22 protein-coding genes are annotated in these 25,365 nt (G+C 61.8%); 13 read left to right on the forward strand and 9 right to left on the reverse strand.

Features of this window, described 5'->3' with window-relative positions:
• Positions 1–20: 20 nt before the first annotated feature.
• The 3 genes from ACI512_RS11745 to ACI512_RS11755 are packed head-to-tail and all read left to right on the forward strand — an operon-like array spanning position 21 to position 1,918.
• Positions 21–557 carry a hypothetical protein gene (locus ACI512_RS11745; RefSeq protein ID WP_043204959.1) on the forward strand — a complete coding sequence of 179 codons (537 nt, stop codon included), beginning with the start codon at positions 21–23 and terminating at the stop codon, positions 555–557.
• Positions 558–587: 30 nt separating this feature from the next.
• Complete coding sequence (locus tag ACI512_RS11750) at positions 588–1,364, forward strand: class II glutamine amidotransferase (protein WP_012722822.1); 777 nt, start codon at positions 588–590, stop codon at positions 1,362–1,364.
• Positions 1,365–1,375: 11 nt separating this feature from the next.
• Entirely contained in the window at positions 1,376–1,918 is a 543-nt protein-coding gene (locus ACI512_RS11755; protein WP_012722823.1) for a DUF2937 family protein, read from the forward strand.
• Positions 1,919–2,041: 123 nt separating this feature from the next.
• Here ACI512_RS11755 and ACI512_RS11760 read toward each other — a convergent pair whose 3' ends face one another.
• On the reverse strand, positions 2,042–2,965 hold the full coding sequence (locus ACI512_RS11760; protein ID WP_064052288.1) for a LysR family transcriptional regulator: 924 nt from the start codon (positions 2,963–2,965) through the stop codon (positions 2,042–2,044).
• A gap of 176 nt (positions 2,966–3,141) precedes the next feature.
• Between ACI512_RS11760 and ACI512_RS11765 the strand changes: the two genes are divergently transcribed.
• From ACI512_RS11765 to ACI512_RS11775, 3 genes are read left to right on the forward strand one after another with little or no spacing between them, the layout of a single operon-like run.
• Positions 3,142–3,882, forward strand: a complete 741-nt coding sequence (locus tag ACI512_RS11765; protein ID WP_012722825.1) for a 5-oxoprolinase subunit PxpA — start codon at positions 3,142–3,144, stop codon at positions 3,880–3,882.
• Positions 3,879–4,583: an allophanate hydrolase subunit 1 gene (locus tag ACI512_RS11770; RefSeq protein WP_236379441.1), complete on the forward strand. Its 705-nt coding sequence runs from the start codon at positions 3,879–3,881 to the stop codon at positions 4,581–4,583. The genes ACI512_RS11765 and ACI512_RS11770 overlap by 4 nt, the downstream gene beginning before the upstream one ends.
• A complete protein-coding gene (locus ACI512_RS11775) occupies positions 4,580–5,488 on the forward strand; it encodes a biotin-dependent carboxyltransferase family protein (RefSeq protein WP_236379439.1) in 909 nt (302 codons plus the stop codon). Before ACI512_RS11770 ends, ACI512_RS11775 begins: the two co-directional genes overlap by 4 nt.
• Before the next feature lie 72 nt (positions 5,489–5,560).
• On the opposite strand, the gene ACI512_RS11780 is transcribed toward ACI512_RS11775, so the two are convergent.
• The 3 genes from ACI512_RS11780 to ACI512_RS11790 all read right to left on the reverse strand — a co-directional run bounded on the left by ACI512_RS11780 (position 5,561) and on the right by ACI512_RS11790 (position 8,760).
• Positions 5,561–6,739 carry a VWA domain-containing protein gene (locus tag ACI512_RS11780; RefSeq protein WP_012722828.1) on the reverse strand — a complete coding sequence of 393 codons (1,179 nt, stop codon included), beginning with the start codon at positions 6,737–6,739 and terminating at the stop codon, positions 5,561–5,563.
• Positions 6,739–7,584, reverse strand: coding sequence for a MoxR family ATPase (locus tag ACI512_RS11785; RefSeq protein WP_012722829.1), 846 nt, complete (start codon positions 7,582–7,584; stop codon positions 6,739–6,741). The genes ACI512_RS11780 and ACI512_RS11785 overlap by 1 nt, the downstream gene beginning before the upstream one ends.
• 99 nt (positions 7,585–7,683) lie before the next feature.
• Entirely contained in the window at positions 7,684–8,760 is a 1,077-nt protein-coding gene (locus tag ACI512_RS11790; RefSeq protein WP_012722830.1) for a DUF748 domain-containing protein, read from the reverse strand.
• A gap of 126 nt (positions 8,761–8,886) precedes the next feature.
• Between ACI512_RS11790 and cysK the strand changes: the two genes are divergently transcribed.
• Positions 8,887–9,861 carry a cysteine synthase A gene (gene cysK / locus ACI512_RS11795; RefSeq protein ID WP_012722831.1) on the forward strand — a complete coding sequence of 325 codons (975 nt, stop codon included), beginning with the start codon at positions 8,887–8,889 and terminating at the stop codon, positions 9,859–9,861.
• A gap of 174 nt (positions 9,862–10,035) precedes the next feature.
• Entirely contained in the window at positions 10,036–10,974 is a 939-nt protein-coding gene (locus ACI512_RS11800; RefSeq protein ID WP_236379437.1) for an aspartyl/asparaginyl beta-hydroxylase domain-containing protein, read from the forward strand.
• A 71-nt stretch (positions 10,975–11,045) separates the two neighbouring features.
• Here the strand turns inward: ACI512_RS11800 and acnA are convergent, their stop codons facing one another.
• The gene (acnA, locus tag ACI512_RS11805; RefSeq protein ID WP_064052292.1) at positions 11,046–13,787 is read right to left on the reverse strand and encodes an aconitate hydratase AcnA; all 2,742 of its coding nucleotides are present in this window, start codon (positions 13,785–13,787) and stop codon (positions 11,046–11,048) included.
• 190 nt (positions 13,788–13,977) lie between these two features.
• Here acnA and rlmM point away from each other — a divergent pair, with 190 nt between their 5' ends.
• Positions 13,978–15,054, forward strand: coding sequence for a 23S rRNA (cytidine(2498)-2'-O)-methyltransferase RlmM (gene rlmM, locus ACI512_RS11810; RefSeq protein ID WP_012722834.1), 1,077 nt, complete (start codon positions 13,978–13,980; stop codon positions 15,052–15,054).
• 160 nt (positions 15,055–15,214) lie between these two features.
• Positions 15,215–15,448 carry a sulfurtransferase TusA gene (gene tusA / locus ACI512_RS11815; protein WP_405121890.1) on the forward strand — a complete coding sequence of 78 codons (234 nt, stop codon included), beginning with the start codon at positions 15,215–15,217 and terminating at the stop codon, positions 15,446–15,448.
• On the opposite strand, the gene ACI512_RS11820 is transcribed toward tusA, so the two are convergent.
• The gene (locus tag ACI512_RS11820) at positions 15,445–16,839 is read right to left on the reverse strand and encodes an MATE family efflux transporter (protein WP_093546003.1); all 1,395 of its coding nucleotides are present in this window, start codon (positions 16,837–16,839) and stop codon (positions 15,445–15,447) included. The genes tusA and ACI512_RS11820 overlap by 4 nt on opposite strands.
• 140 nt (positions 16,840–16,979) lie before the next feature.
• On the opposite strand from ACI512_RS11820, the gene pdxB reads away from it, so the two are divergent.
• Positions 16,980–18,122, forward strand: a complete 1,143-nt coding sequence (gene pdxB / locus ACI512_RS11825; protein ID WP_012722837.1) for a 4-phosphoerythronate dehydrogenase PdxB — start codon at positions 16,980–16,982, stop codon at positions 18,120–18,122.
• A gap of 51 nt (positions 18,123–18,173) precedes the next feature.
• On the opposite strand, the gene ACI512_RS11830 is transcribed toward pdxB, so the two are convergent.
• Complete coding sequence (locus ACI512_RS11830) at positions 18,174–18,347, reverse strand: PA1571 family protein (RefSeq protein WP_043204960.1); 174 nt, start codon at positions 18,345–18,347, stop codon at positions 18,174–18,176.
• Positions 18,348–18,592: 245 nt separating this feature from the next.
• Between ACI512_RS11830 and ACI512_RS11835 the strand changes: the two genes are divergently transcribed.
• Complete coding sequence (locus ACI512_RS11835) at positions 18,593–20,380, forward strand: ABC transporter transmembrane domain-containing protein (RefSeq protein WP_405121810.1); 1,788 nt, start codon at positions 18,593–18,595, stop codon at positions 20,378–20,380.
• Between the two features lie 226 nt (positions 20,381–20,606).
• On the opposite strand, the gene ACI512_RS11840 is transcribed toward ACI512_RS11835, so the two are convergent.
• Complete coding sequence (locus ACI512_RS11840; RefSeq protein ID WP_405121811.1) at positions 20,607–22,535, reverse strand: transglycosylase SLT domain-containing protein; 1,929 nt, start codon at positions 22,533–22,535, stop codon at positions 20,607–20,609.
• Between the two features lie 213 nt (positions 22,536–22,748).
• Here ACI512_RS11840 and ACI512_RS11845 point away from each other — a divergent pair, with 213 nt between their 5' ends.
• Positions 22,749–24,668, forward strand: a complete 1,920-nt coding sequence (locus tag ACI512_RS11845) for an ATP-binding cassette domain-containing protein (protein WP_012722841.1) — start codon at positions 22,749–22,751, stop codon at positions 24,666–24,668.
• A gap of 183 nt (positions 24,669–24,851) precedes the next feature.
• Here the strand turns inward: ACI512_RS11845 and ACI512_RS11850 are convergent, their stop codons facing one another.
• Positions 24,852–25,292 carry a universal stress protein gene (locus ACI512_RS11850; RefSeq protein WP_093545994.1) on the reverse strand — a complete coding sequence of 147 codons (441 nt, stop codon included), beginning with the start codon at positions 25,290–25,292 and terminating at the stop codon, positions 24,852–24,854.
• Between the last annotated feature and the right edge of the window lie 73 nt (positions 25,293–25,365).

Genomic DNA, 25,365 nt, shown 5'->3' on the forward strand with positions numbered 1-25,365 from the left:
TATTCTCTATCTGGCGGACTGTGGCAGGCATTGCAGCCGCGACACGCAAAAGCCGTTATCATAGCCGCCTGTTTGCCTACCTTGCCATGGACACCATGACCGAGAACGACTATCTGACCGCTTGGGGCCTTTACGCCTTCGCCGCTTTGGGCTGCCTGTTGGTGTGGTGGCGCATGACCCGCTGGATCTGGCGCTGGCTGCGCGAGCCGCTGCAATTGCTGATGGCGGTGCTGTTGTTCAGCCCGACCATCGTCGACCCGGTCAAGACTCAGTTCGCCCCGGCCGTGGCCATCACCGCCTTGGACCTGGTGCTCAAGGTCGGCAACAACGCCTGGCGGGCCATCTCCGATCTGTTCATGTACACCATGATCGCCTTTGGCGTGTACATCGTGTTTGTGCTGATCCGCTGGCCCATCGAGCGCGCCGCCAACGCCCGCCGTGAGCGCAAGGCCGCCGCCGATGCGGCCCTGGCCGCCGAACCGGATGAAGATGAAGACGACGTGCCTTTCCGCCGTCCTGCACCTGTGAGCGGTATGCGCGTAGAACCGCGCCTTTAACGTCGTCCGCCCTGCAGCGAGAGCCCTGGCATGTGTGAATTATTGGGCATGAGTGCCAACGTCCCCACCGACATCGTGTTCAGCTTTACCGGGCTGATGCAACGCGGTGGGCGCACCGGCCCCCACCGTGACGGTTGGGGCATCGCGTTTTACGAGGGCCGTGGCCTGCGTCTGTTCCAGGACCCGGCTGCCAGCAGTGAATCCGAAGTCGCGCTGCTGGTGCAGCGTTACCCGATCAAAAGTGAAGTGGTGATTGGCCATATCCGCCAGGCGAATGTCGGCAAGGTCAGCCTGGCCAATACCCACCCGTTCGTGCGCGAACTGTGGGGCCGCAACTGGTGCTTCGCACACAACGGCCAGCTGGCGGACTTCAAGCCCCGCGCCACCTTTTACCGCCCGGTGGGCGACACCGACAGCGAAGCGGCCTTCTGCGACCTGCTCAACCGCGTGCGCGAGGCCTTCCCTGAACCGGTGGACCTTGAACAGGTGCTGCCGGACCTGATCGCCGCCTGCTCCGAATACCGCAGCAAAGGCGTGTTCAACTGCCTGCTCAGTGATGGCGACTGGCTGTTTTGCTACTGTTCGACCAAATTGGCGCAGATCACCCGCCGCGCACCCTTCGGCCCTGCACGCCTGAAAGATGTCGACGTGATCGTCGATTTTCAGGCCGAAACCACGCCCAATGATGTGGTGACGGTGATCGCCACCGAGCCTTTGACCGACAACGAAAACTGGACCCGCTACGAACCGGGCCAATGGAGCCTGTGGCGACGCGGTGAATGCGTCAGCCAGGGCATCACCGAGTAAGGATATCGCCCATGTTGCTCAGTTATCTGCGGTTGGTGCTGTTTGCCATTGGCCTGTTGGTCGGCGTGCAAGTGCCCGGGTTTATCAATGACTACGCCAAGCGCGTCGAAGCCCACTTGATCGAGGCCCAGACCGGCCTCAGCGGTTTTGAAACCACCGCGCGGCAGTTCTTCAACGGTGACTTGAAGGCGTTGGTGGCGCATTACCGTGCCAGTGACGACCCGGTGTTCCAGAGCGACGCTAACAGCCTCGGCGCGATGCTTGACCGCCAAGTGGCGTTGGACAAGCAATTCCAGGCCATGCAAGGCCCGTGGTACATCCGCGCCCTGCAAGTGGCGGTGGCGGCCGACCCCGATATTCGCCAGGAAACCTGGAAGGGCTACAGCTATCAGATTCTGCTGACCCCCGAAGCCATGGGCTGGGGATTGGGCGGGGCGATGCTGTTGTCGTTCGGCATCGAGTGCCTGTTCCGCCTGATCGATTGGGTGGTACTGGGCGGCAAGCGCCTGCGCCAGAGCCGGCCGATCGAAGAGCGAGACCTCAAGGGCCTCTGAAGACTGTCTCGGACAAAGTGTGGGAGGGGGCTTGCCCCCGATAGGGGAGTGTCAGTCAATAGATCAGTGACTGAACCACCGCCATCGGGGGCAAGCCCCCTCCCACAGTTTTATCCAGTGTCTTCAGTGAGGTTGTGTGCTCAGCACCATCCGCTCTGCACCGACCTCCTCGGCATACCGCGTCACCACCTTCTGGCACAACCCCACAATCTCCTCCACCAATTCCACCCCCACGCGCCACGACACCACCACCTGCAAATTCGGCAGTTTCTGCGCCATCGGCAACATCACCAACTCCCCGCGCGCCAGTTCTTCGCGCACCAGCACCGGCGGCAGCGCGCCAATGCCAAAACCATCGCGCAACAACCGCGTAATCGCCGACACCGAATTCACGCAGTTCATCCGTGGCGCGGCCACGCCGTTGGCCTGCATCAGGCTGATAACGTCCTGGTGCGGGTGGGAGTTTTTCGAATACGTGATGATGCGCTCCTGGGCCAGTTCGGCCAGGGAGGCGTAGTCACGGTTGTAGATCGACTGGCTGGCGACGATCCACGCCATGGGGTGGCTGGCCAGTTCCAGGCTGCGCACGGTTTCGAGGCGCAGCAGGTCGGTTTGCAGGATCAGGTCGAGGAAGCCTTTTTGCAGCTGATCGCTGAGGTTAAGCGCGGTATCGGCGACCAATTCGATTTCCACCAACGGGAAATGATCCATCAGTTCCGCCACCAGTGGGCTGAGCCAGGTGTGGATCACCGTGTCCATGGCGCCGATCCGAATGCGCCCGACCTTGCTGCTGGTGGTCTCCAGGGACTGCTTCAAGCCCTGCATGGTCACCATCATCTGCTCGGCGTAGTCGAGCACCTTCAAGCCTTCCGGGGTCAGGCTCACGCCACGCGAATCGCGCAGAAACAGCTTCACCCCCAGCTCGCTTTCCAGCACCGCGATGCGGCTGGAGATCGACGCCTGGGTGGTGAACAACTTCTCGGCGGTCAGGCGGAAACTCTTGAGCTTGGCCACCCAGACGAAGGTTTCGAGGAACTTCAAATTCATGGGATCAACTTTTTCTTATGCATGGATCGGTTTTTATTAGTTGGACGCCGTACCGGGCCAGCGCCAAAAATCGAGCCATTCCACGATAAGCGCCGTTGGGGTGTCAGGACAAGTTGCGAGTTCTGTGTAAAAAATCCCACACTACAAAAAAATAAAGCCTACAGGAGCGACAGACCGTGAGCCGACTTTTACTGAATTGCGACATCGGCGAAAGCTTTGGTAACTGGACCATGGGTCTGGACGCCGAGGTCATGCCGTTCATTGATTGCGCCAACGTGGCCTGTGGCTTTCATGCCGGCGACCCGAGCATCATGCGCAAGACCGTCAGCCTGGCGCTCAAGCATGGCGTGCAAGTCGGCGCGCACCCGGCGTATCAGGACCTGCAAGGTTTCGGTCGCCGCTCCATGGCCTACACACCCCAGGAAATCCAAGACCTGTTGCACTACCAGATAGGTGCGCTCGACGGTATTTGCCGGGCCCAAGGTGGGTGTGTCAGCTACGTCAAACCCCACGGCGCGATGTACAACGACATGATGGCCAACCCGGCCCAATTGCGCGCGGTGATCCAGGCCGTGGCGGCCTACGGCGAACTGCCGCTGATGCTGCTCGCCACCCGCGACAACAGCGCGGCCCAGGCCCTGGGCGACGAATACGGTGTAACCCTGTGGTTCGAAGCCTTCGCCGACCGCGCCTACGACAACAAGGGGCACCTGGTCTCGCGCCAACTACCCGGTGCCGTGCACCACGATTCCGACACCATCGTGCAGCAAGCCCTGACCATTTCCCGCGGCGAAGCGCTGATCGCCAGCGACGGCAGCCCGCTGGTGCTGCAGGCCAATACGCTGTGCGTACACGGTGACAACGCCAGTTCGGTCGCGGCGGTGCAGCGCATCCGCGAGGCATTGAAGCCAGCATGAAGCCACGGATTGAAGTGGTGGCCATCGACTGCCTGATGGTGCGCCTGTTTGATGCAATCGCCGAAACCAACATGCCGTGGATGCTGGCGGCGACCCAACGGCTGCGCAGCGGTTTTGGCGCCGCATTGGTCGACTTGGTGCCGTCCTACACCACCTTGATGGTGCATTACGACCTCAGCGCAGTGAGCCCGGCCCAGGCACGGGAGCTGATCGACCTGGCCCTCACCGACCTGCAGCCGCAGGCCCAGGGCGGCGGCCAGTGTCATGTGCTGCCGGTGTGGTATGACCTGAGCGTCGGCCCGGAATTGACCTTGCTCAGCCAGCGCAGCGGCCTGGCCATCGACGACGTGATTCGCCGTCACAGTGCCCACGAATACCAGGTGTTTGCCCTCGGCTTCGCCCCCGGCTTTGCCTTTATGGGCCTGGTGGATGAAATTCTTGCCACCCCGCGCCTCAACACCCCTCGCAAACGCGTGGCGGCCGGCAGCGTCGGCATCGCCGAACGGCAAACCGCCGCCTACCCGGTGGTGTCGCCAGGCGGCTGGAACCTGATCGGGCGCACGCCGGCTAAACTCTTCGACCGCGAGCGCGAGGGCTACAGCCTGATGCAACCGGGCGACACCGTGCGCTTTGAGGCGGTCGACCGCGCTGAATTCCTCACATTGGGTGGCGACGACACGCCGTTGGAGGCGCAGGCATGAGCGGCTTGATCATCGAGGCCAGCACGCCGCTGTGCCTGTTGCAGGACGCCGGTCGCTTTGGCGTGCGCCATTTGGGCGTGACCCAGGGCGGGGCGCTGGATTGGGTGTCGATGTCCTGGGCCAACTGGCTGCTGGGCAACGCGCTGGACGCGCCGGTGGTGGAAATCACCTTGGGCGGCTTTACCGTGCAGGCCGAGGAGTATTGCCTGTTGGCCCTGGCCGGTGCGGACCTGGGCGCCTATATCGACGAACGCGCCATCAGCCCCGGCCGCAGTTTTATCCTGCAAAAGGGCCAACGCCTGCGTTTCACCCAGCCGTTCAGCGGCGCGCGTGCCTACCTGGCGGCGCCCGGCGGGTTTGATGCGCCGGAGGTGCTCGGCAGTTGCGCCACCGTTGTGCGTGAGGAACTGGGCGGGCTGGACGGTTTCGGCAAGGCGCTGGCCGAAGGCGGGCGGTTGGCTTATTCCGGTACCGGCGGTGCGATGAACGTGCTGAGCGCGCAGACGTTGCCGGCCAAGGCGCCGCTGGACGTGATCGTCGGCGCACAGATCGGCCAGTTCAGCGGCCAGAGCCTGTTCGATGCGTTCAACACCGAATGGGCCCTCGACAGCCGCGCCGACCGCATGGGCATGCGCTTGCTCGGCACGCCGTTGCAGTACCAAGGGCCTTCGCTGATTTCCGAGGGGATTCCGTTGGGCGCGATCCAGGTGCCGCCGGATGGGCAGCCAATTGTGTTGCTCAATGACCGGCAGACCATTGGCGGCTATCCGCGCCTGGGGGCGTTGACGCCGTTGTCGCTGGCACGGCTGGCGCAGTGCTTGCCGGGGGAGAAGGTCAGGTTGGCGCCAGTGGTGCAGGAGACGGCGCATCGGCAGCACATCGAGTATTTGCGGCGATTTGCATAACACCGCATTTAAAATGTGGGAGGGGGCAAGCCCCCTCCCACATTAGATTTCCTGCATTATTGCGGGCGGCGTTTATTTGGAGAGAAAGCGCATCCCTTCTTCCAGCCCGCGCAATGTCAGCGGATACATCTGATCCTCCACCAACTCCCGCACAATCCCCGTCGACGCCGTATACCCCCACGTGTCCTTCGGGTACGGGTTAATCCAGATCAGCTTCTTGTACTTGGCCATGAAGCGCTGCATCCACACATACCCCGGCTCTTCGTTCCAGTGCTCGACACTGCCGCCCGCCTGGGTGATTTCATACGGCGCCATCGACGCATCGCCGATAAAGATCACTTTGTAGTCGGCGCCGTACTTGTGCAGCAGGTCCTGGGTCGAGGTGCGTTCCGAGGTGCGGCGCTGGTTGTTCTTCCACACCGACTCGTACACAAAGTTATGGAAGTAGAAATACTCCAGGTGCTTGAACTCGGTCTTGCACGCCGAGAACAGCTCTTCGCAGATCTTCACGTGGGCATCCATCGAGCCGCCGATATCGAACAGCAACAGCAGCTTGATGGTGTTGCGCCGCTCCGGGCGCATCTGGATATTCAGCAAACCGGCGTCGCGGGCGGTGTGGTCGATGGTGCCGTCGATATCCAGCTCTTCCGCCGCACCCTGGCGCGCAAACTTGCGCAGGCGGCGCAGGGCGATCTTGATATTGCGCGTGCCCAGTTCGACCTGATCGTCGAGGTTCTTGTACTCGCGCTGGTCCCAGACCTTCACGGCCTTGCCCTGGCGCTTGCCGGCATCGCCGACGCGGATGCCTTCCGGGTTGTAACCCCCGGAGCCAAACGGGCTGGTGCCGCCAGTGCCAATCCACTTGTTACCGCCGGCGTGACGTTCCTTCTGTTCTTCCAGGCGTTTCTTGAATTCCTCGATCAGCTTGTCCAGGCCGCCGAGGGACTGGATCTGCGCGCGCTCCTCATCGGTCAGCGAGCGTTCGAACTCTTTGCGCAGCCAGTCCTCGGGAATCAGCGCCTGCAAGTGGTCGTCGAGTTTTTCCAGGCCGTTGAAGTAGGCGCCGAAGGCCCGGTCGAACTTGTCGTAGTGCCGCTCGTCCTTGACCAGGATCGCCCGGGACAAGTAGTAGAACTCGTCCATGTCGGCGAAGGTCACGCGTTGCTTGAGCGCGTTGATCAAGTCGAGCAGCTCGCGCACCGACACCGGCACCTTGGCGGCCCGCATTTCATTGAACAGGTTGAGCAACATCAGCGATTACCGCGACGGCTCATGAACGCCAGACGCTCCAGCAACTGCACGTCTTGCTCGTTCTTCACCAAGGCACCGGCCAGCGGCGGGATGGCCTTGGTCGGGTCGCGCTCGCGCAGCACGGCTTCGCCGATATTGTCGGCCATCAGCAGCTTGAGCCAGTCGACCAGTTCGGAAGTGGAGGGCTTTTTCTTCAGGCCCGGCACCTTGCGTACGTCGAAGAACACGTCGAGGGCTTCGCTGACCAGGTCTTTCTTGATGTCGGGGTAGTGCACATCCACGATCTTTTGCAGGGTGGCGCGGTCGGGGAAGGCGATATAGTGGAAAAAGCAGCGGCGCAGGAACGCGTCCGGCAGCTCTTTTTCGTTGTTGGAGGTAATGATGATGATCGGGCGCTTTTTGGCCTTGATGGTCTCGTCGATTTCGTAGACGTAGAACTCCATCTTGTCGAGTTCTTGCAGCAGGTCATTGGGGAACTCGATGTCGGCCTTGTCGATTTCATCGATCAGCAGGATCACCCGCTCCTCGGACTCGAAGGCTTCCCAGAGCTTGCCCTTCTTCAGGTAATTGCGCACGTCGTGCACCTTGTCCACGCCCAGCTGCGAGTCGCGCAGGCGGCTGACCGCGTCGTACTCGTACAGGCCCTGATGCGCCTTGGTGGTGGACTTGATGTGCCAGGTGATCAGCCTGGCGCCGAAGGATTCGGCCAGTTGCTCGGCGAGCATGGTCTTGCCGGTGCCGGGCTCGCCCTTGACCAGCAGTGGCCGCTCCAGGGTGATGGCGGCGTTGACGGCCAGTTTCAGGTCATCGGTGGCAACGTAGGCCTGGGTGCCTTCGAACTTCATCAGTCATTCCTCGAATTCATCAATGCCCGGACTATACCGCGCGGCCCCGGCGACTGTGAACGCAGGCGGATTATTCAGTCTCTGAATGACCGGTCACCTTCAATCCGCCGAGGGCTTGGGTTGTTCATAACGCGCATTGAAGGCCTGGATAAACCCGTTGCGCAAAATCGCCAAAAACGCCGAGAACGCGCTGACATTTTGCTGATGCACGCTGCCACTGAGCTCCACACGGGTGGCGAACTGGTTCTTGCTCTGGTTTTTCAGCACGGTCTCACTGGCGCCGACCACGGCCTCCCAGATGGAGCGGAAGATGTTCTTGTCTTTGTTTTCCACGTCTTGTTTCCAGTCGAACACTTCTACATCCCGCAGCAACGGCTTGATGTAGCCGGTCAACTGGCCTTTTTCGGCTTGGGCTTCAATGACCACGTCGCCCGTGCCGGCCTTGAAATCGAACTTGCCGTAGGCCGAGGCGAAGTCATTCATGCGCTTTAACTGCAAGTCTTTGGCGCGGAAACGGAATTCGAACTCTTCGAAGTCGCTCAATGGGTCAAAGGTGGCGGTGGCCTCCAGCGGCGCCTGGCCTTGCAGCAACGCCTTGCCTTCAAAGCGCGCGTCACGCTTGCCTTTGACGTCGACCACATTGGTCAGGTTGAAGAAGCTCGCGTTGACGTCCGTGGCGTTGATGTTGACCTGGGGCTTGGAACTGAAGTTATGAAAGGCGATCTTGCCCTCTTCGATACGCACCTCGTTCAAGGTGATCGGCAGCAGTTTGCTCAGCTGTTCCTGCCAGTCGGTGCCTTTACCGGTCTGGGACGCCTGTTTGTTGGCCCCACCGTCGACGAAGTTGATCTCCGGTCTTACAAAGTGCCCCTCGGCCACCACCGCATGGTCGTACCACAGCGAATGCCAGCTCACGGCGAACTCGATCAGCGGCGCCTTGACGAACGGGACGGGCACCTTGCCGTCCACTTTGACGATTTGCAGGCCGTTGATCCGGTAGGCGCCGCGCCATAGGGCCAGGTCCACATCGGCCACCTGGCCGCGGTAATCGCCCATGTCGGCGAGCTTTTCATTCAGGTAATTGCGCACCAGGTAGGGCAGTGCAATGTTCACGGCAACCAGCACCACCACCAGCCCGGCGACGGTCCATAGCGGCCAACTGTAGCGACGTTTCATGGGGAGGGTCCTCTGTCCGTATAGGGCATGGACTGCCGGGAGCGCCGCAACGTTCCGCCGACTGGACGCCTCCGAGCCTGAGGCATACCCTTGGGGCCTTCCGGAAATCGAGCAATAGGACCCGTCATGAGCCGTATCTTTGCAGACAACGCGCACTCCATCGGTAACACGCCCTTGGTGCAGATCAACCGCATCGCACCGCGCGGCGTGACCATCCTGGCCAAGATCGAAGGGCGCAACCCGGGCTACTCGGTGAAGTGCCGCATTGGCGCAAACATGATCTGGGACGCCGAAAGCACCGGCAAACTCAAGCCCGGCATGACCATTGTCGAACCCACTTCCGGTAACACCGGCATCGGCCTGGCGTTTGTCGCTGCGGCCCGTGGCTACAAGCTGCTGTTGACCATGCCGGCGTCCATGAGCATCGAGCGGCGCAAGGTCCTCAAGGCTCTTGGCGCCGAGCTGGTGCTGACCGAGCCGGCCAAGGGCATGCCCGGTGCCATCGCCAAGGCCGCTGAAATTGTTGCTGGCGACCCGGCGACCTACTTTATGCCGGGCCAGTTCGAAAACCCGGCCAACCCGGCGATCCACGAGAAAACCACCGGCCCGGAAATCTGGAACGACACCGATGGCGCCGTGGACGTGCTGGTCGCGGGCGTGGGGACGGGCGGTACCATTACCGGCGTATCGCGCTATATCAAGAACATCGCGGGCAAGCCGATCCTGTCGGTGGCCGTCGAGCCGGTTGTCTCGCCGGTGATCACCCAGGCGCTGGCGGGCGAAGAGATCAAGCCCAGCCCGCACAAGATCCAGGGCATTGGCGCCGGTTTCGTGCCGAAGAACCTGGACTTGTCGATGGTCGACCGCGTTGAACTGGTGACCGACGACGAATCCAAGGCCATGGCCCTGCGCCTGATGCAGGAAGAGGGGATTTTGTGCGGTATTTCCTGCGGCGCCGCCATGGCCGTGGCGGTGCGCCTGGCCGAGAAGCCGGAAATGCAAGGCAAGACCATCGTGGTGATCCTGCCGGACTCCGGTGAGCGCTACCTGTCCAGCATGCTGTTCAGCGATTTGTTCACCGAGCAAGAAAACCAGGCTTGATGCATGTCCTGTGGTGATTGGGCTTACTGTGGTGAGCGGGCCCGCTCACCACAGTCATCGGTTGATGTGAATCAGCGTTGCTAAGCTAGGCCTTCTGCATAATGGCCCAACTGTTTATCATGGCCGGCTGCTACGTCTGCTGTTGGCCAGGCGATTATTTCCAGGAGTTGCTGCATGACCTTTTCTTTGGCCGCCAAGCTGTCGGTACTGGCGTTGTTTATCGGCAGCACGCTGTATGTGCACCTGCGCGGCAAGGCGCGTTTGCCGATGTTGCGCCAGTTCGTCAACCATTCGGCGCTGTTCGCCCCGTATAACGCCTTGATGTACCTGTTTTCGGCCGTGCCGTCCAAGCCGTACCTGGACCGCAGCAAGTTCCCGGAACTGGATGTGCTCAAGGACAACTGGGAAGTGATCCGCGAAGAGGCCATGCACCTGTTCGACGAGGGTTACATCCGCGCGGCGGAAAAGAACAACGATGCCGGCTTCGGTTCGTTCTTCAAGAAGGGCTGGAAGCGTTTCTACCTCAAGTGGTACGACAAACCCCTGCCATCGGCCGAGGCCCTGTGCCCGAAAACCGTGGCGTTGGTGAGCAGCATTCCCAACGTCAAGGGCGCGATGTTCGCGTTGTTGCCGGGCGGCAGCCACCTGAACCCGCATCGCGATCCGTTTGCCGGTTCCCTGCGGTACCACCTGGGCCTGTCCACGCCGAACTCCGACGACTGTCGCATTTTCGTCGACGGCCAGGTGTACGCCTGGCGCGACGGTGAGGACGTGATGTTCGACGAGACCTACGTGCACTGGGTCAAGAACGAAACCGAGCAGACCCGTGTGATTCTGTTCTGTGACATTGAACGGCCGCTGAGCAATCGCGTGATGACCCGTATCAACCGTTGGGTCAGCAAGCAATTGGGCCGCGCGACGGCACCGCAGAACCTGGACGACGAGCGCGTTGGCGGGATCAACCAGGCGTATGCCTGGAGCAAGACCTTCAGCGACAAGTTCAGTGGTGTGGTCAAGGCGTGGAAGCGCAAGCACCCGAAGGCCTACCGCATTGCGCGGCCGGTGCTGGCTGTGGTTGTCTTGGTACTGCTGTGGAAGTGGCTGTTCGGCTGATCTGAAAGGTTAAACGCGGTCAAAATGTGGGAGGGGGCTTGGCCCCCTCCCACATTGGTTTTGCGGTGCTTTTAAGATGCGATCAGTTGGCGCAGCACATAGTGCAGAATCCCGCCCGCCTTGAAGTACTCCACTTCATTCAGCGTATCGATCCGGCACAGCACCTCGACTTTCTCGCTGCTGCCATCCTCCCGTGTAATCACCAGCGTCAGGTTCATGCGCGGGGTGATCTCTACGTCGGTCAGGCCGAGAATGTCGATCCTCTCCTTGCCGGTCAGCTTGAGCGATGTGCGGTTCTGATCCAGCTTGAACTGCAACGGCAGCACGCCCATGCCTACCAGGTTGGAGCGGTGAATCCGCTCGAAACTCTCGGCGATCACCGCCTTGACGCCCAGCAAGTTGGTGCCCTTGGCCGCCCAGTCACGGCTGGAGCCGGTGCCGTATTCCTGGCCGGCAATCACCACCAGCGGCGTGCCCGAAGCCTGGTATTTCATCGCAGCATCGTAGATCGGCATTTTCTCCCCGGTGGGGATGTACAGCGTATTACCGCCTTCTTCGCCGCCGAGCATTTCATTGCGGATACGGATATTGGCAAAGGTGCCGCGCATCATCACTTCATGGTTACCACGGCGCGAGCCGTAGGAGTTGAAGTCGCGTGGCTCCACGCCTTGCTCGCGCAGGTAGCGGCCGGCGGGGCTGTCGGTCTTGATATTGCCGGCGGGGGAGATGTGGTCGGTGGTGACCGAATCGCCCAGCAGGGCCAGCACGTTGGCGCCTCGGACGTCCTTGATGACTGGCAAGGGACCTGCGATGTCATCGAAGAACGGCGGGTGCTGGATGTAGGTGGAGTCCTTCTGCCACACGTAGGTGGCGGCCTGTGGCACTTCAATGGCTTGCCACTGTTCGTCACCGGCAAACACCTCGGCGTATTCCTTGTGGAACATGCCGGTGCTGACTTGGGCCACCGCGTCGGCGATCTCTTTGCTGCTAGGCCAGATGTCCTTGAGGTACACCGGGTTGCCGTCCTGATCGTTACCCAGCGGCTCGCTGCTGATATCGATGCGTACGGTGCCCGCCAAAGCGTAAGCCACCACCAGCGGCGGCGAAGCCAGCCAGTTGGTTTTCACCAGCGGGTGCACGCGGCCTTCGAAGTTGCGGTTGCCGGACAGCACCGACGCCACGGCAAGGTCGGCTTTCTGGATGGCCTTTTCGATCGGCTCGGGCAACGGCCCTGAGTTGCCGATACAGGTGGTGCAGCCATAACCCACGAGGTCGAAGCCAAGTTTGTCCAGGTACTGGGTGAGGCCCGCGGCCTTGTAGTAGTCGGTGACCACTTTGGAGCCGGGTGCCAATGAGGTTTTCACCCAGGGCTTGCGGGTCAGGCCCTTTTCCACGGCCTTTTTCGCCACCAGCCCGGCCGCCATCATCACGCTGGGGTTGGAGGTGTTGGTGCAGGAGGTGATCGCGGCGATCACCACCGCGCCGTTTTTCAGGCGATAGGTCTGGCCGTCGTATTCGTAGTCGGTTTCGCCCACCAGGTCGGCATTGCCCACGGCAACCCCGCCGCCGCCTTCGCTTTCGAGGCGACCTTCCTCCTTGTTGGCGGGTTTGAATTGCAGATCGAGGAAGTCGCTGAACGCTTGGCCGACATTCGGCAGGGACACACGGTCCTGCGGGCGCTTCGGCCCGGCCAGGCTGGCTTCGACACTGCCCATGTCGAGGGCCAGGCTGTCGGTGAACACCGGTTCTTGGCCGGCGTTGCGCCACAGGCCTTGGGCCTTGGTGTAAGCCTCTACCAACTTCACGGTTTCTGCCGGACGGCCGGACAGGCGCAAGTAGTCCAACGTCACTTCATCCACTGGGAAAAAGCCGCAGGTGGCGCCATATTCCGGGGCCATGTTGGCGATGGTGGCACGGTCGGCCAGCGGCAGGTCCGCGAGGCCGTCGCCGTAGAATTCGACGAACTTACCCACCACGCCTTTTTTACGCAGCATCTGGGTCACGGTCAGCACCAGGTCGGTGGCGGTGATGCCCTCTTTCAATTTGCCGGTGAGCTTGAAGCCGATCACTTCCGGGATCAGCATCGACACCGGCTGGCCGAGCATCGCCGCCTCCGCCTCGATACCGCCCACGCCCCAGCCGAGTACGCCGAGGCCGTTGATCATGGTGGTGTGGGAGTCGGTGCCGACCAAGGTGTCCGGGAAGGCATAGGTGCGGCCGTCTTCGTCCTTGGTCCAGACCGTGCGGCCGAGGTATTCGAGGTTGACCTGGTGGCAAATGCCGGTGCCCGGCGGCACCACGCTGAAGTTGTCGAAGGCGCTCTGGCCCCAGCGCAGGAAGGCGTAGCGTTCGCCGTTGCGCTGCATCTCGATGTCGACGTTTTGCTCGAAGGCATCGGCGTTGCCGAATTTGTCGACCATCACCGAGTGGTCGATCACCAAGTCCACGGGGGAGAGCGGGTTGATGCGCTGCGGGTCGCCCCCGGCCTTGGCCACGGCGGCGCGCATGGCGGCCAGGTCGACCACGGCAGGAACGCCGGTAAAGTCTTGCATCAATACCCGGGCCGGGCGGTACTGGATCTCGCGGTCGGACTGGCGCTCTTTGAGCCAGGCGGCGATGGCCTTGAGGTCGGCGCCGGTGACGGTCTTGTTGTCTTCCCAGCGCAGCAGGTTTTCCAGCAGCACCTTGAGGGACATCGGCAGTTTGTCCAGGTCACCCAGGCTCTTGGCGGCTTCGGGCAAGCTGAAGTAGTGATAGGTCTTGTCGTCGATTTGCAGGGTTTTAAGGGTTCTCAGGCTATCAAGGGATGACATTACATGACTCCTTATGGTCCGCACGGCTACGGACCTGACGGGACGAACAGAGCTTTCAAACTAGCCCTGTTTTCAGTAGCTGGCTAATTACTGGACTCTATGGACAGAACCAAGGTTCCGAACTCAGCTATCATGCGCGCGTTTTCATGACAGGCTTTGCGATAGCGCAAGCCAGTTGCCAGGAGATTCAATGAACACCCTTTTTATGCACTGCCGCCCAGGTTTTGAAGGCGAAGTCTGTTCCGAGATCGCGGAACACGCCGCGCGCCTGAACGTTTCCGGCTACGCCAAGGCCAAGACCGGCAGCGCCTGCGCCGAATTTGTCTGCACCGAAGAAGACGGCGCCCAGCGCCTGATGCACGGCCAGCGTTTTGCCGAGCTGATCTTCCCGCGGCAATGGGCGCGCGGGGTATTCATCGACCTGCCGGAAACCGACCGCATCAGCGTGATCCTCGCCCACCTGCGCGAATTCCCGGTGTGCGGCAGCCTGTGGCTGGAGATGGTGGACACCAACGATGGCAAGGAACTGTCGAACTTCTGCAAGAAGTTCGAAGTGCACCTGCGCAAAGCCTTGCTGAACGCCGGCAAGCTGGTCGATGACCCGAGCAAGCCGCGCCTGCTGCTGACCTTCAAGAGCGGCCGCGAAGTGTTCATGGGGCTGGCCGAGTCGAACAACTCGGCCATGTGGCCGATGGGCATCCCGCGCCTGAAATTCCCACGGGATGCGCCCAGCCGTTCTACCCTCAAGCTGGAAGAGGCCTGGCACCACTTCATTCCCCGCGACCAGTGGGACGAGCGCCTGCACGGCGACATGACCGGCGTCGACCTCGGCGCAGCGCCGGGGGGGTGGACCTGGCAACTGGTCAACCGTGGCATGCTGGTAACCGCCATCGACAACGGCCCCATGGCCGAAAGCCTGATGGACACCGGCCTGGTCCAACACTTGATGGCCGACGGCTTCACCTTCGTGCCCAAGCAGCCGGTGGACTGGATGGTCTGCGATATCGTCGAGAAACCGGCGCGTAACGCCGCGCTGCTGGAAACCTGGATCGGCGAGGGGCATTGCCGCGAGGCGGTGGTGAACCTCAAGTTGCCGATGAAACAGCGTTACGCCGAAGTGAAACGCTTGCTGGAGCGTATCGAAGAGGGCTTCAAGGCGCGTGGTATTCGTGTGGAGATCGGCTGCAAGCAGCTGTATCACGACCGTGAGGAAGTGACTTGCCATTTGCGTCGGCTGGAAACAGCAAAGAAAACCAAGGCTCGCTGAGTCTAGGGCGGTCACCGCTCAAATGTGGGCGCTGGCTGGCCTGCGATAGCGGTATAACGGTTGATATCTATGTTGAATGTGCCCCCGTCATCGCGGGCAAGCCCGCTCCCACAGTAGAGCGGGTCTGTTTCAGGAGTGAAGTATGAGTCATCCAGAAGAAATGCCTGTAGACGGCACCCTCGACGCCACTGGCCTCAACTGCCCGGAACCGGTCATGATGCTGCACCAGCACATCCGCGACCTGTCGCCCGGTGGTTTGCTCAAGGTGATCGCGACCGACCCGTCCACGCGTCGCGATATTCCCAAGTTCTGCGTGTTCCTGGACCACGAACTGGTGGATCAGCAGGAGCAGGCCGGTACCTACCTGTACTGGATCCGTAAGAAGTCCGTTTAACCCAGCGCTTTGTCTGCGCGAATGCGCCGGCGTGCACTGCGCGCCAGGCGCACCAGCAACATCCCCGCCGCGCAGCTCAGGCCTACGATCAGCCCTTGCCACAAGCCGCTCGGGCCGCTGGGTTCGCCCAGCCAGTCGGTCAGGCCCAAGGCATAACCCACCGGCAGGCCCACGCCCCAATACGCGAACAAGGTCAGCACCATGGTCACGCGCGTGTCCTGGTAGCCACGCAGCGCACCCGCCGCCGTGACCTGGATCGAGTCGGAGAACTGGAACAGCGCTGAGAACACGATCAACATCGACGCCAAGTGAATCACCACCGGGTCCGGGGTGTAGATCGCCGCAATCTGCTCGCGAAACACCAGCATCAGGCTGCAAGACAAGCAGGCATACGCCAGCGCAGTGCCCATGCCGACACCGGCGGCGAAACGCGCTTCACGCGGTTCGCCACGGCCCAGGGCCTGGCCGACGCGCACGGTGACGGCCATGCTCAAGGAGTAGGGGATCATGAACACCAGCGAGCTGACGTTCAGGGCGATCTGATGGCCGGATACCACCGTGGCCCCCAGGCTACCGAGCAGCAAGGCGATTACCGCGAAAATGCTCGATTCGGCAAAAATCGCGATGCCAATCGGTAGGCCAATCCCCAGTACACGCTTGATCACCGCCCATTGCGGCCAGTCGAAGCGCGTGAACAATTCGCTGCTCTGGTAGGCCGGGCCCCAGCGGGTCCAGCCGGCCAGGCCGAGCATCATCACCCACATCGCAATGGCCGTGGCCCAGCCACACCCCACGCCACCCATGGCTGGCAGGCCGAGGTGACCGTAGATGAAGATGTAGTTCAGCGGAATGTTCAGCGCCAGGCCACACAGGCCCATCACCATGCTCGGCCGTGTGCGGCCCAGGCCGTCGCTGAAACAGCGCAACACGTAATACAGCGCAATGGCCGGCATGCCGGCGGCAATGCCATGCAGGTAGCCCATGGACGGCGCGATCAGGTCGGGCTCGACCTTCATCGCACGCAGGATCGGTTCGGCGCAGAGCAACAGCAGCGCGCCCGTGATACCGACCACCACAGCCAGCCACAAGGACTGTCGCACCAGCGGTCCGATCTCGCTGAACTGGCCCGCGCCGTAGCGCTGGGCGACTTTCGGCGTAGTGGCCAGCAGCGTGCCGGTCATCAGCAGGTACACCGGGATCCAGATCGAATTGCCCAGGCCTACGGCCGCCAGGTCCTGGGGGCTGACGCGCCCGGCCATGACCGCATCGACAAAGCTCATCGCCGTGGTGGCCAGTTGGCCGATGATGATCGGCAAGGCGAGCGTCAACAGGCCGCGCACTTCCCGGCTGATGCGGGCGGGGCGGGTGAGGGTGGCGGTGGCAGTGTTCACGTACAGGTGTCCAGTAGAAGGCAGCGCAAGGACGGCGGATTCTACGCCTTGACGCATCGGTCAGGAAAAAACCTGTGTTAGCGATTTGTAAGCGAGGGCTGCGATCCCTGTACACTGCGGGTCCGCCAAAGGAGCCTGCCATGCTGATTGTTGCCGACGAAAATATTCCGCTGCTCGATGCATTTTTCCAAGGATTTGGCGAGATTCGCCGCGTGCCCGGCCGTTCCCTCGACCGCGCTACGGTCGAGCAGGCTGATGTGTTGCTGGTGCGCTCGGTGACCAACGTCAACCGTGCATTGCTGGAGGGCAGCAAGGTTCGCTTCGTCGGCACCTGCACCATTGGCACCGACCATCTGGACCTCGATTACTTCAAGCAGGCCGGCATCCAGTGGTCCAGCGCCCCCGGCTGCAACGCGCGTGGCGTGGTGGACTATGTGCTGGGCAGCCTGCAGACCCTGGCCGAGATCGAAGGCGCCGACCTCAACCAGCGTACTTACGGTGTGGTGGGCGCGGGTGAAGTGGGCGGGCGGCTGGTCAAGGTGCTCAAGGGCCTGGGCTGGAACGTGCTGGTGTGCGACCCGCCACGGCAGATCGCCGAGGACGGCGACTACGTCAGCCTGGCGCAGATCATCGAGCAATGCGACGTGATCAGCCTGCACACGCCGCTGACCAAGTCCGGCAACGGTTCCACCTGGCACCTGTTCGACCGCCAGCGCCTCGAGCAGCTCAAGCCCGGCACCTGGCTGATCAACGCCAGCCGTGGCCCGGTGGTGGACAACGCCGCGCTGCGTGAGGTGTTGCTGGCGCGTGAAGACCTGCAAGCGGTGCTGGACGTGTGGGAAGGCGAACCCGAAGTGGACGTCGATCTGGCTGATTTGTGCGTGCTGGCCACGCCGCATATCGCAGGCTACAGCCTGGAGGGCCGACAGCGCGGCACGGCGCAGATCTATCAGGCGTTCTGTGCGCACCTGGGTCAGGCGCCGAGCATCCTGTTGAGTGATCTGCTGCCGCCACCGTGGTTGGCCGAGGTGCACTTGAATGCATCGACTGACCCGGCCTGGGCATTGGCGACCCTGTGCCGCAGCGTGTACGACCCGCGTCGCGATGATGCGGATTTCCGTCGTAGCCTTGTGGGAACGGTGGAAGAGCAGCGCAAGGCGTTTGACCTGCTGCGCAAGCATTATCCCGCACGCCGCGAGATCGAGGGTTTGAAGGTGCGGATCAATGGGGAGTCGACGGCCCTGGCCAGTATCGTGTCCGCATTGGGCGCGCAGGCAATTTAAACGCCAATAAAAACCCGGCCACCTGGGCCGGGTTTGAAAGAGCGTGGCGTTTCAGCCTTGCTGGGCAGGCTTGACCAATTTTTCTTCCAGTTCGCTGCAGGCTTGCTGGATCATCTCTTCGGTGATCTGCACTTCACGGCCCTGTGCGTCGATGTACGAGCAAGGCAGCTGCTGCGGCTGGCGGATCACTTCAATCTTGGCATCGCTGCTATTTTGCAAGGTCATGGCCTGTCTCCTCATCAGGTTGTGTACCCACTTTAAGACCCCCGCGTGACCACGCTGTTACAACTCCCTGCGGGATCACCGGTTCGAACACCCAGTCCACCAGAAACCGATACAAATTTCCAGCCAGGGGTTAGACCGATAACCTCTAGGGATCAGCGTCGGCGGGCATAATTAACCTGACTCATTGCTATTTGCCCAAGTTCCCCCAATGTTGGGTGTAGATACTTATCTCCCCTGCGCAGGTGATGCCCTCCATGTTCTCAGTCCGTCAACGCCGTGCGATCCGCCTGGCCAGCCGCTTCATTGCGCCTTACCGCTGGCACGCACTCGGCGCCCTGTTGGCGCTCATCGTTACCGCCGGTATTACTTTGTCCATGGGGCAGGGCATCCGCCTGCTGGTGGACCAGGGTTTCATGACCCAGTCGCCGCACCTGCTCAACCAGTCTATCGGCCTGTTCATGGTGCTGGTGCTGGGCTTGGCGGTGGGCACGTTTGCACGGTTTTACCTGGTGTCGTGGATCGGCGAGCGGGTGGTGGCCGATATCCGTCGGCAAGTGTTCAACCATCTTATTTACCTGCACCCGGGCTTCTACGAGAACAACCGCAGTTCGGAAATCCAGTCGCGGCTGACCACCGACACCACCTTGCTGCAATCGGTGATCGGCTCGTCGCTGTCGCTGTTCCTGCGCAATGCCTTGATGGTCATCGGTGGCATCGTGCTGCTGTTTGTCACCAACCCCAAGCTCACCAGTATCGTGGTGGTGGCGCTGCCGCTGGTGCTGGCGCCGATCCTGATTTTCGGCCGGCGCGTGCGCAGCCTGTCGCGACAAAGCCAGGACCGCATCGCTGATGTGGGCAGCTATGTGTCCGAGACCCTCGGTCAGATCAAGACCGTCCAGGCCTACAACCACCAAGTGCAGGACGAACAGCGCTTCGCCGTGACGGTGGAAGACGCCTTTACCACCGCGCGCAAACGCATCACCCAGCGTGCCTGGCTGATTACCCTGGTGATCATGCTGGTGCTGGGCGCCGTGGGGGTGATGCTGTGGGTGGGTGGCATGGACGTCATCAGCGGGCGGATTTCCGGCGGTGAGCTGGCAGCGTTTGTGTTCTATAGCCTGATCGTCGGCAGCGCGGTCGGCACCCTGAGCGAAGTGCTCGGCGAACTGCAACGGGCTGCCGGTGCCGCCGAGCGCATTGGCGAGTTGTTGCAGTCGAGCAATGACATCCAGGCGCCCGCCGACGGCGCCGTCCAACTGCCGGAGCGGGTCAGCGGCCGCATGGAACTGCAAGACCTGCGCTTTTCCTACCCTTCACGTCCCGGCAGCTACGCCATCGACGGCCTGAACCTGACCATCAACCCCGGAGAAACCCTGGCGCTGGTAGGCCCATCCGGTGCCGGTAAATCGACCATTTTCGACCTGCTGCTGCGCTTCTACGACCCCCAGCAAGGCCGCATTCTGCTCGAAGGCCACCCGCTGACCGAACTCGACCCCATGGACCTGCGCCGCCACTTCGCCTTGGTCTCCCAGAGCCCGGCGCTGTTTTTCGGCAGCGTCGAAGAGAACATCCGCTACGGCAACCCGACGGCCACCACCGAACAGGTCGAAGCCGCCGCGCGCATTGCCCATGCTCATGACTTCATCCTGCAAATGCCCGACGGCTACCAGACCCACCTCGGCGACGGCGGCATGGGCCTCTCCGGCGGCCAACGTCAGCGCCTGGCCATCGCCCGTGCGCTGCTGGTGGACGCGCCGATCCTGCTGCTCGACGAAGCCACCAGCGCCCTCGATGCCCAGAGTGAACACCTGATCCAGCAAGCACTGCCGCAATTGATGCAGGGTCGCACCACGCTGGTGATCGCCCATCGATTGGCCACGGTGAAGAACGCTGACCGCATTGCGGTGATGGACCAGGGCAAGCTGGTGGCGGTGGGTACGCATCAACAGTTGATTGCGAGCAATCCGCTGTATGCGCGGTTGGCGGCGTTGCAGTTCAGTGATGGTGCTGATGGTGCGGAAAGCGAGGACTAGGCGTCTGATGTAGTGAGCGGGCTTGCCCCGCGCTGGGCTGCGTAGCAGCCCCAACACGGACGATGCAGTTTATCAGTCACCTACATGCGGCCACTGGATGGTGAGTGCTCCGCCCTCCAGCGCGGGGCAAGCCCGCTCACCACAAAAATCCAGGGTCACCCCGTTTTGCAAGCCCGCTCGACATCCGGCAGGAATCGCCAACAGTGTGGCAGCCTCTTCCTAGACCTTACTGATCATCAAAATACCGCTCATGCCAATCCACCAACGGCTGGGGTGAGTTGAGCTTCTGCCCGTAGATCACCGAATAAGACAGCACGTTCTGCACATACTGGCGGGTTTCGTCGAACGGGATGCTTTCCACCCATACGTCGAAACTCAGGTGATCCGCGCCGCGCAGCCACTGGCGCACACGGCCGGGGCCGGCGTTGTAGGCGGCGGAGGCGAGCACGCGGTTGCCGTTGAACTGGCTGTGCACCTGGCTCAGGTAGGCGGCGCCGAGCTGGATGTTTTTGTCCGGGTCCAGCACCTGGGCCGGGGAGGCCAGGGGGATACTGAACTTGCGCGCGGTTTCCTTGGCGGTGCCGGGCATCAGTTGCATCAGGCCGCTGGCGCCGACGCCGGAGCGGGCGTCGTCCATGAAGGCGCTTTCCTGGCGGGTGATCGCGAATATCCAGCTGGAGTGCAGGCCGCGCACCTTGGCTTCCCGCACCAGGGTGTCGCGGTGGGCCATCGGGAAGCGGATGTCCAGGTCGTCCCAGTACTGCGCCTGGCTGATGGTGCGGATGGCGGGGAAGTACCACTTCATGTCGTAGGCCAGCTTGGCCTGGGCGACCATCTCGTCGCGGTTGAAGTGACGGCTGACGTGGTACCACTCACGGCGGCCATCCACGATCTGGCCACGCGCATAGAACTCCAGCGCACGCCGTACGCCGGGGGTGTTGCGTACTTTGTTGACCAGCGCCTGGCTCATCAGCAGGGGCTTGTTCTTCAGTTGGTACGGCGACTTTGAGCGATCCGCCGCGAGGAAACCATAGAAGTCGCGTTCTTGCGCCAGGTGCTTGTACAGGACCAGCGCTTGCGGGTTCTTAGGCTCGGCCAGTTCGAGGCTGCGGGCTTGCCAGTAGCGCCAGCGGTTGGTGGTGGCCAGGTCTTGTGGGAGCTTGCGGGTCAGCTGGTAGGCATCTTCCCAGCGCGCCAGGCGCAACAGCAGGCGCAGGCGCCATTCCGAGACGGTGTTATCGCGCAGTTCGGGGTCGTACTTGGTCATCACCTCGAGGGCGCGCGGGTCGTAGCGCTTGGCCAGGGTCAGGCCGATTTCCCGGGCGATCGACACTTTTTCGTCACGCGAGAAGTGCATGCTGCTGGCGTAGCCATCGAGCAGGGCCATGGCCTTGTCCGGATCCTGGCGTGCCAGGCGGCGCAAGCCCAGGCCCACGGCGTCGGACATGGCCTCGGTCGCCGGCAGGAAACGTGACGGGTCGCTGAGCATGTCGGGCTTTTGCGCCACGTCGACCATCAAGCGACCTTGGGCGCCGAGGGTGGGCAGGGTTTTCACCAGGCTGTTGGCCAGCGCGTAGTTGCGCGCTTCGGCGGCGAGTTTGGCGCGATCCCAGATCTTCTGTTCGGTGAGCTGGCCGTCAGCCGCCCATTGGCCGAAGGTGACATCGCAGGCCGCCGGTTGGGACTTGCCGGTCATCCAGAGTTTTTCGGCGGTCTTGTAGCCTTCGGCTTTCAGATTGTGCGTGAGCTGGAACTGGCCGTGCAGGCAGTCCAGTTCGACGAAATTGAGCTTGGCGTCGTAGTACTTTTCAAAGGTCTGCCAGTCGCCGCGTTCGGCCAGCCAGCGCAACCAGCGCAGTTTCATCCAGTTGGCCTGGGGCAGGTCGCCGTTTTTGGCAAGGAACTGCTCGATTTCCTGGTTGCTCGCGGTTTTCAGGCGGGCGGTCAGTTCGTCGTAGGCCAGGTACGGCGTCAGCGGGTAGTCGGCCAGGGCCTGGCTGTATTGCATGTACGGGCCGGTATCGCCCTTGGCCAGGGCCCGTTTGGCTTCATCGTAATATTGACGTTGGGTGGTGAGGTCCACGGCCTGGGCGGATTGAACGGCGGTGGCGGAAAGAAGCAGACAAGATAAAAAGTTGAAAAGGCGACTGCGCATGAGACGTCCGTGCAGAGAAATCACGACTAGCACCGGCACCGCCGACACTGATTGCCCCTAGCTTAGCCTTTTGCCCGCAGCCGTTGAAAGCTTTGCCGGGCGGTTCGTTCAAGTTCGTTGGAAATGTCCTACAGAACGTGTCGGCAGCGAAAATGCCGGCCGCATCCCACCGTCAACTCAGGTAGAATGCGCGCCCAGTTTTTGGAGAAGCGTATGACCCTGCTCAAATTCAGCGATGTGTCCCTTGCTTTCGGCGCTATGCCGTTGTTGGACAAGGTGTCCTGGCAGATCGCCCGTGGTGAGCGGGTGTGCATCATCGGCCGCAATGGCACCGGCAAGTCCAGCATGATGAAGCTGGTCAAGGGCGACCAGAAGCCCGATGAAGGCTCCGTATGGCGCGCTCCGGGCCTCAAGATTGGCGAATTGCCGCAGGAATTGCCGGTGGCCGACGGACGGACGGTGTTCGACGTGGTTGCCGAAGGCCTGGATGGCGTGGGCGAGTTGCTCGCGCAATACCATCACCTGGCGCAGAACTGTGTCACCGAAGAAGACCTGGACAAGCTGATGCACGTCCAGCAAGACCTCGAAGCCCGTGATGGCTGGCGCCTGCAGCAACTGGTCGACAGCACCTTGAGCCGCCTGCAACTGCCGGCCGACAAGACCCTCGCCGAATTGTCCGGCGGCTGGCGTCGTCGTGTGCTGCTGGCCCAGGCCCTGGTCTCCGAGCCCGACCTGCTGTTGCTCGACGAACCCACCAACCACCTGGACATCGGCGCCATCGCCTGGCTGGAAGAAGCCATCAAAGATTTCCAGGGCGCCGTGCTGTTTATCACGCACGACCGTGCCTTCCTGCAGAGCTTGGCCACGCGCATCCTCGAACTGGACCGCGGCGGCCTGATCGACTGGAACGGCGACTACGCCAGCTTCCTGGTGCATAAAGAGGCCGCACTGTCCGCCGAAGAGACTGCCAACGCGTTGTTCGACAAGAAACTGGCTCAGGAAGAAGTCTGGATCCGCCAAGGCATCAAGGCGCGCCGCACCCGTAACGAAGGCCGTGTACGTGCACTGAAAGCCCTGCGCGTTGAGCGCAGCGAGCGTCGTGAGCGCACCGGCAAGGCCAACATCCAGCTGGATACCGCCGACAAGTCTGGCAAGCAGGTGATGGTCCTCGAGAACGTGAGCTTCGCGCACCCGGGCGGCCCGTTCCTGATCAAGGACTTCTCGATGGTCCTGGCGCGCGGCGACCGTATCGGTCTGCTCGGCGCCAACGGTACCGGCAAGACCACCTTGCTCAAGCTGATGCTCAATGGTTTGCAGCCGACCAGCGGTACCGTGGAAGAGGGCACGCGCATCGACGTGGCCTACTTCGACCAACTGCGCCACCAGTTGGACCTGGAGAAAACCGTGATCGACAACGTCGCCGAAGGCCGCGACTTTATCGACATCGACGGCCAGAGCCGCCACGTGCTCAGCTACCTGGGCGACTTCCTGTTCAGCCCTCAACGTGCGCGTACGCCAGTTAAAGCCTTGTCCGGTGGTGAGCGTGCGCGCCTGCTGCTGGCCAAGCTGTTCAGCAAACCGGCCAACCTGCTGGTACTCGACGAACCGACCAACGACCTCGATGTGGAAACCCTCGAGCTGTTGGAAGAAGTGCTGCTGACTTTCAACGGCACCGTGCTGATGGTCAGTCACGACCGGGCATTCCTCGACAACGTGGTCACCAGCACCCTGGTCTTCGAAGGTGAAGGCAAGGTGCGTGAATACGTCGGTGGCTATCAGGACTGGCTGCGCCAGGGCGGCTCGCCGCGTTTGCTGGGCGTGACTGAGAGCAAGTCCGGCAAGGCCGACCTGACCTCCGCTGTGGTTGCCCCCGTGGAAGCTGCTGCGCCGGCCCAGGAAGCTGCACCAGCGGCCAAGAAGAAACTCAGCTACAAGCTGCAGCGTGAGCTGGAGGCCTTGCCGGGCGATATCGACGCCAAGGAACAGCAAATCGCTGCGGTCGAAGCGGAAATGGCTGACGCAGGTTTCTACCTGCGCCCGGCGGCCGAAACTGCCAAGGTCATTGCCTCCCTGGAGACGTTGAACCACGAGCTGGAAGTGTTGGTTGAGCGTTGGGCCGAGCTGGATGCCTGATTGATTGCAGTGCATTAAAAAACCCGGTGTTCATTGGCATGAACACCGGGTTTTTCATATGAAATGCAGTCCAAAATGGGGGAGGGGGCTTGCTCCCGATACCAGTTTGTCAGTCGATGCAGCGGGTGACTGAAACACCGCTATCGGGAGCAAGCCCCCACCCACATTTGATCTTCAAGGGGCTTACGAGGATTTGACCAGCTTCACCGCCAGCACATCGCACGGCGCACCGTGCAATACATCATTGGCGGTAGAGCCCAGTAGCAGCGCCAAACCGTGACGGCCATGGCTGCCGACCACGATCAGGTCGCAAGCCTTTTCCTTGGCCAAGTGGTGGATTTCCTGGCGCGGTTGGCCGTATGTCAGGTGGCAGTCGTCCTTTTTCAAGTGCGGGTATTTCAGAATCAAACGGTCGAGGCGCTCTTTGGCCTGGTCGAATTGTTGTTGCTGCAACTGTGAAAGGTCCATCGGCACGTCACCACCAAAGGCCATGGCCATGGGCTCGACGATATGCACCAGCGACAGTTTGGCACCATTGGCGATTGCAGATTCCTGCGCGCGCTTGATCACTGGATCGCACTCTTCGGTCAGATCGACAGCGACCAGAATATGTTGGTAGGGCATGAGGCGTTCCTCCAGGGGACTGCAATAAGTTCAGTATGGCTGCTTTCAAGCGGATCGGGTTGCGTCAGGTCAA

It is taken from the genome of Pseudomonas petroselini (assembly GCF_045037875.1).
GTDB lineage: Bacteria > Pseudomonadota > Gammaproteobacteria > Pseudomonadales > Pseudomonadaceae > Aquipseudomonas > Aquipseudomonas petroselini.

Coding starts and splice junctions, on each gene's coding strand:
- ACI512_RS11750 (WP_012722822.1), top strand. CDS start 588: ATGTGTGAATTATTGGGCATGAGTGCCAACGTCCCCACCGACATCGTG.
- ACI512_RS11755 (WP_012722823.1), top strand. CDS start 1,376: ATGTTGCTCAGTTATCTGCGGTTGGTGCTGTTTGCCATTGGCCTGTTG.
- ACI512_RS11760 (WP_064052288.1), bottom strand. CDS start 2,965: ATGAATTTGAAGTTCCTCGAAACCTTCGTCTGGGTGGCCAAGCTCAAG.
- ACI512_RS11770 (WP_236379441.1), top strand. CDS start 3,879: ATGAAGCCACGGATTGAAGTGGTGGCCATCGACTGCCTGATGGTGCGC.
- ACI512_RS11775 (WP_236379439.1), top strand. CDS start 4,580: ATGAGCGGCTTGATCATCGAGGCCAGCACGCCGCTGTGCCTGTTGCAG.
- ACI512_RS11780 (WP_012722828.1), bottom strand. CDS start 6,739: ATGTTGCTCAACCTGTTCAATGAAATGCGGGCCGCCAAGGTGCCGGTG.
- ACI512_RS11785 (WP_012722829.1), bottom strand. CDS start 7,584: ATGAAGTTCGAAGGCACCCAGGCCTACGTTGCCACCGATGACCTGAAA.
- ACI512_RS11790 (WP_012722830.1), bottom strand. CDS start 8,760: ATGAAACGTCGCTACAGTTGGCCGCTATGGACCGTCGCCGGGCTGGTG.
- cysK (WP_012722831.1), top strand. CDS start 8,887: ATGAGCCGTATCTTTGCAGACAACGCGCACTCCATCGGTAACACGCCC.
- ACI512_RS11800 (WP_236379437.1), top strand. CDS start 10,036: ATGACCTTTTCTTTGGCCGCCAAGCTGTCGGTACTGGCGTTGTTTATC.
- acnA (WP_064052292.1), bottom strand. CDS start 13,787: ATGTCATCCCTTGATAGCCTGAGAACCCTTAAAACCCTGCAAATCGAC.
- rlmM (WP_012722834.1), top strand. CDS start 13,978: ATGAACACCCTTTTTATGCACTGCCGCCCAGGTTTTGAAGGCGAAGTC.
- tusA (WP_405121890.1), top strand. CDS start 15,215: ATGCCTGTAGACGGCACCCTCGACGCCACTGGCCTCAACTGCCCGGAA.
- pdxB (WP_012722837.1), top strand. CDS start 16,980: ATGCTGATTGTTGCCGACGAAAATATTCCGCTGCTCGATGCATTTTTC.
- ACI512_RS11830 (WP_043204960.1), bottom strand. CDS start 18,347: ATGACCTTGCAAAATAGCAGCGATGCCAAGATTGAAGTGATCCGCCAG.
- ACI512_RS11835 (WP_405121810.1), top strand. CDS start 18,593: ATGCCCTCCATGTTCTCAGTCCGTCAACGCCGTGCGATCCGCCTGGCC.
- ACI512_RS11840 (WP_405121811.1), bottom strand. CDS start 22,535: ATGCGCAGTCGCCTTTTCAACTTTTTATCTTGTCTGCTTCTTTCCGCC.
- ACI512_RS11845 (WP_012722841.1), top strand. CDS start 22,749: ATGACCCTGCTCAAATTCAGCGATGTGTCCCTTGCTTTCGGCGCTATG.
- ACI512_RS11850 (WP_093545994.1), bottom strand. CDS start 25,292: ATGCCCTACCAACATATTCTGGTCGCTGTCGATCTGACCGAAGAGTGC.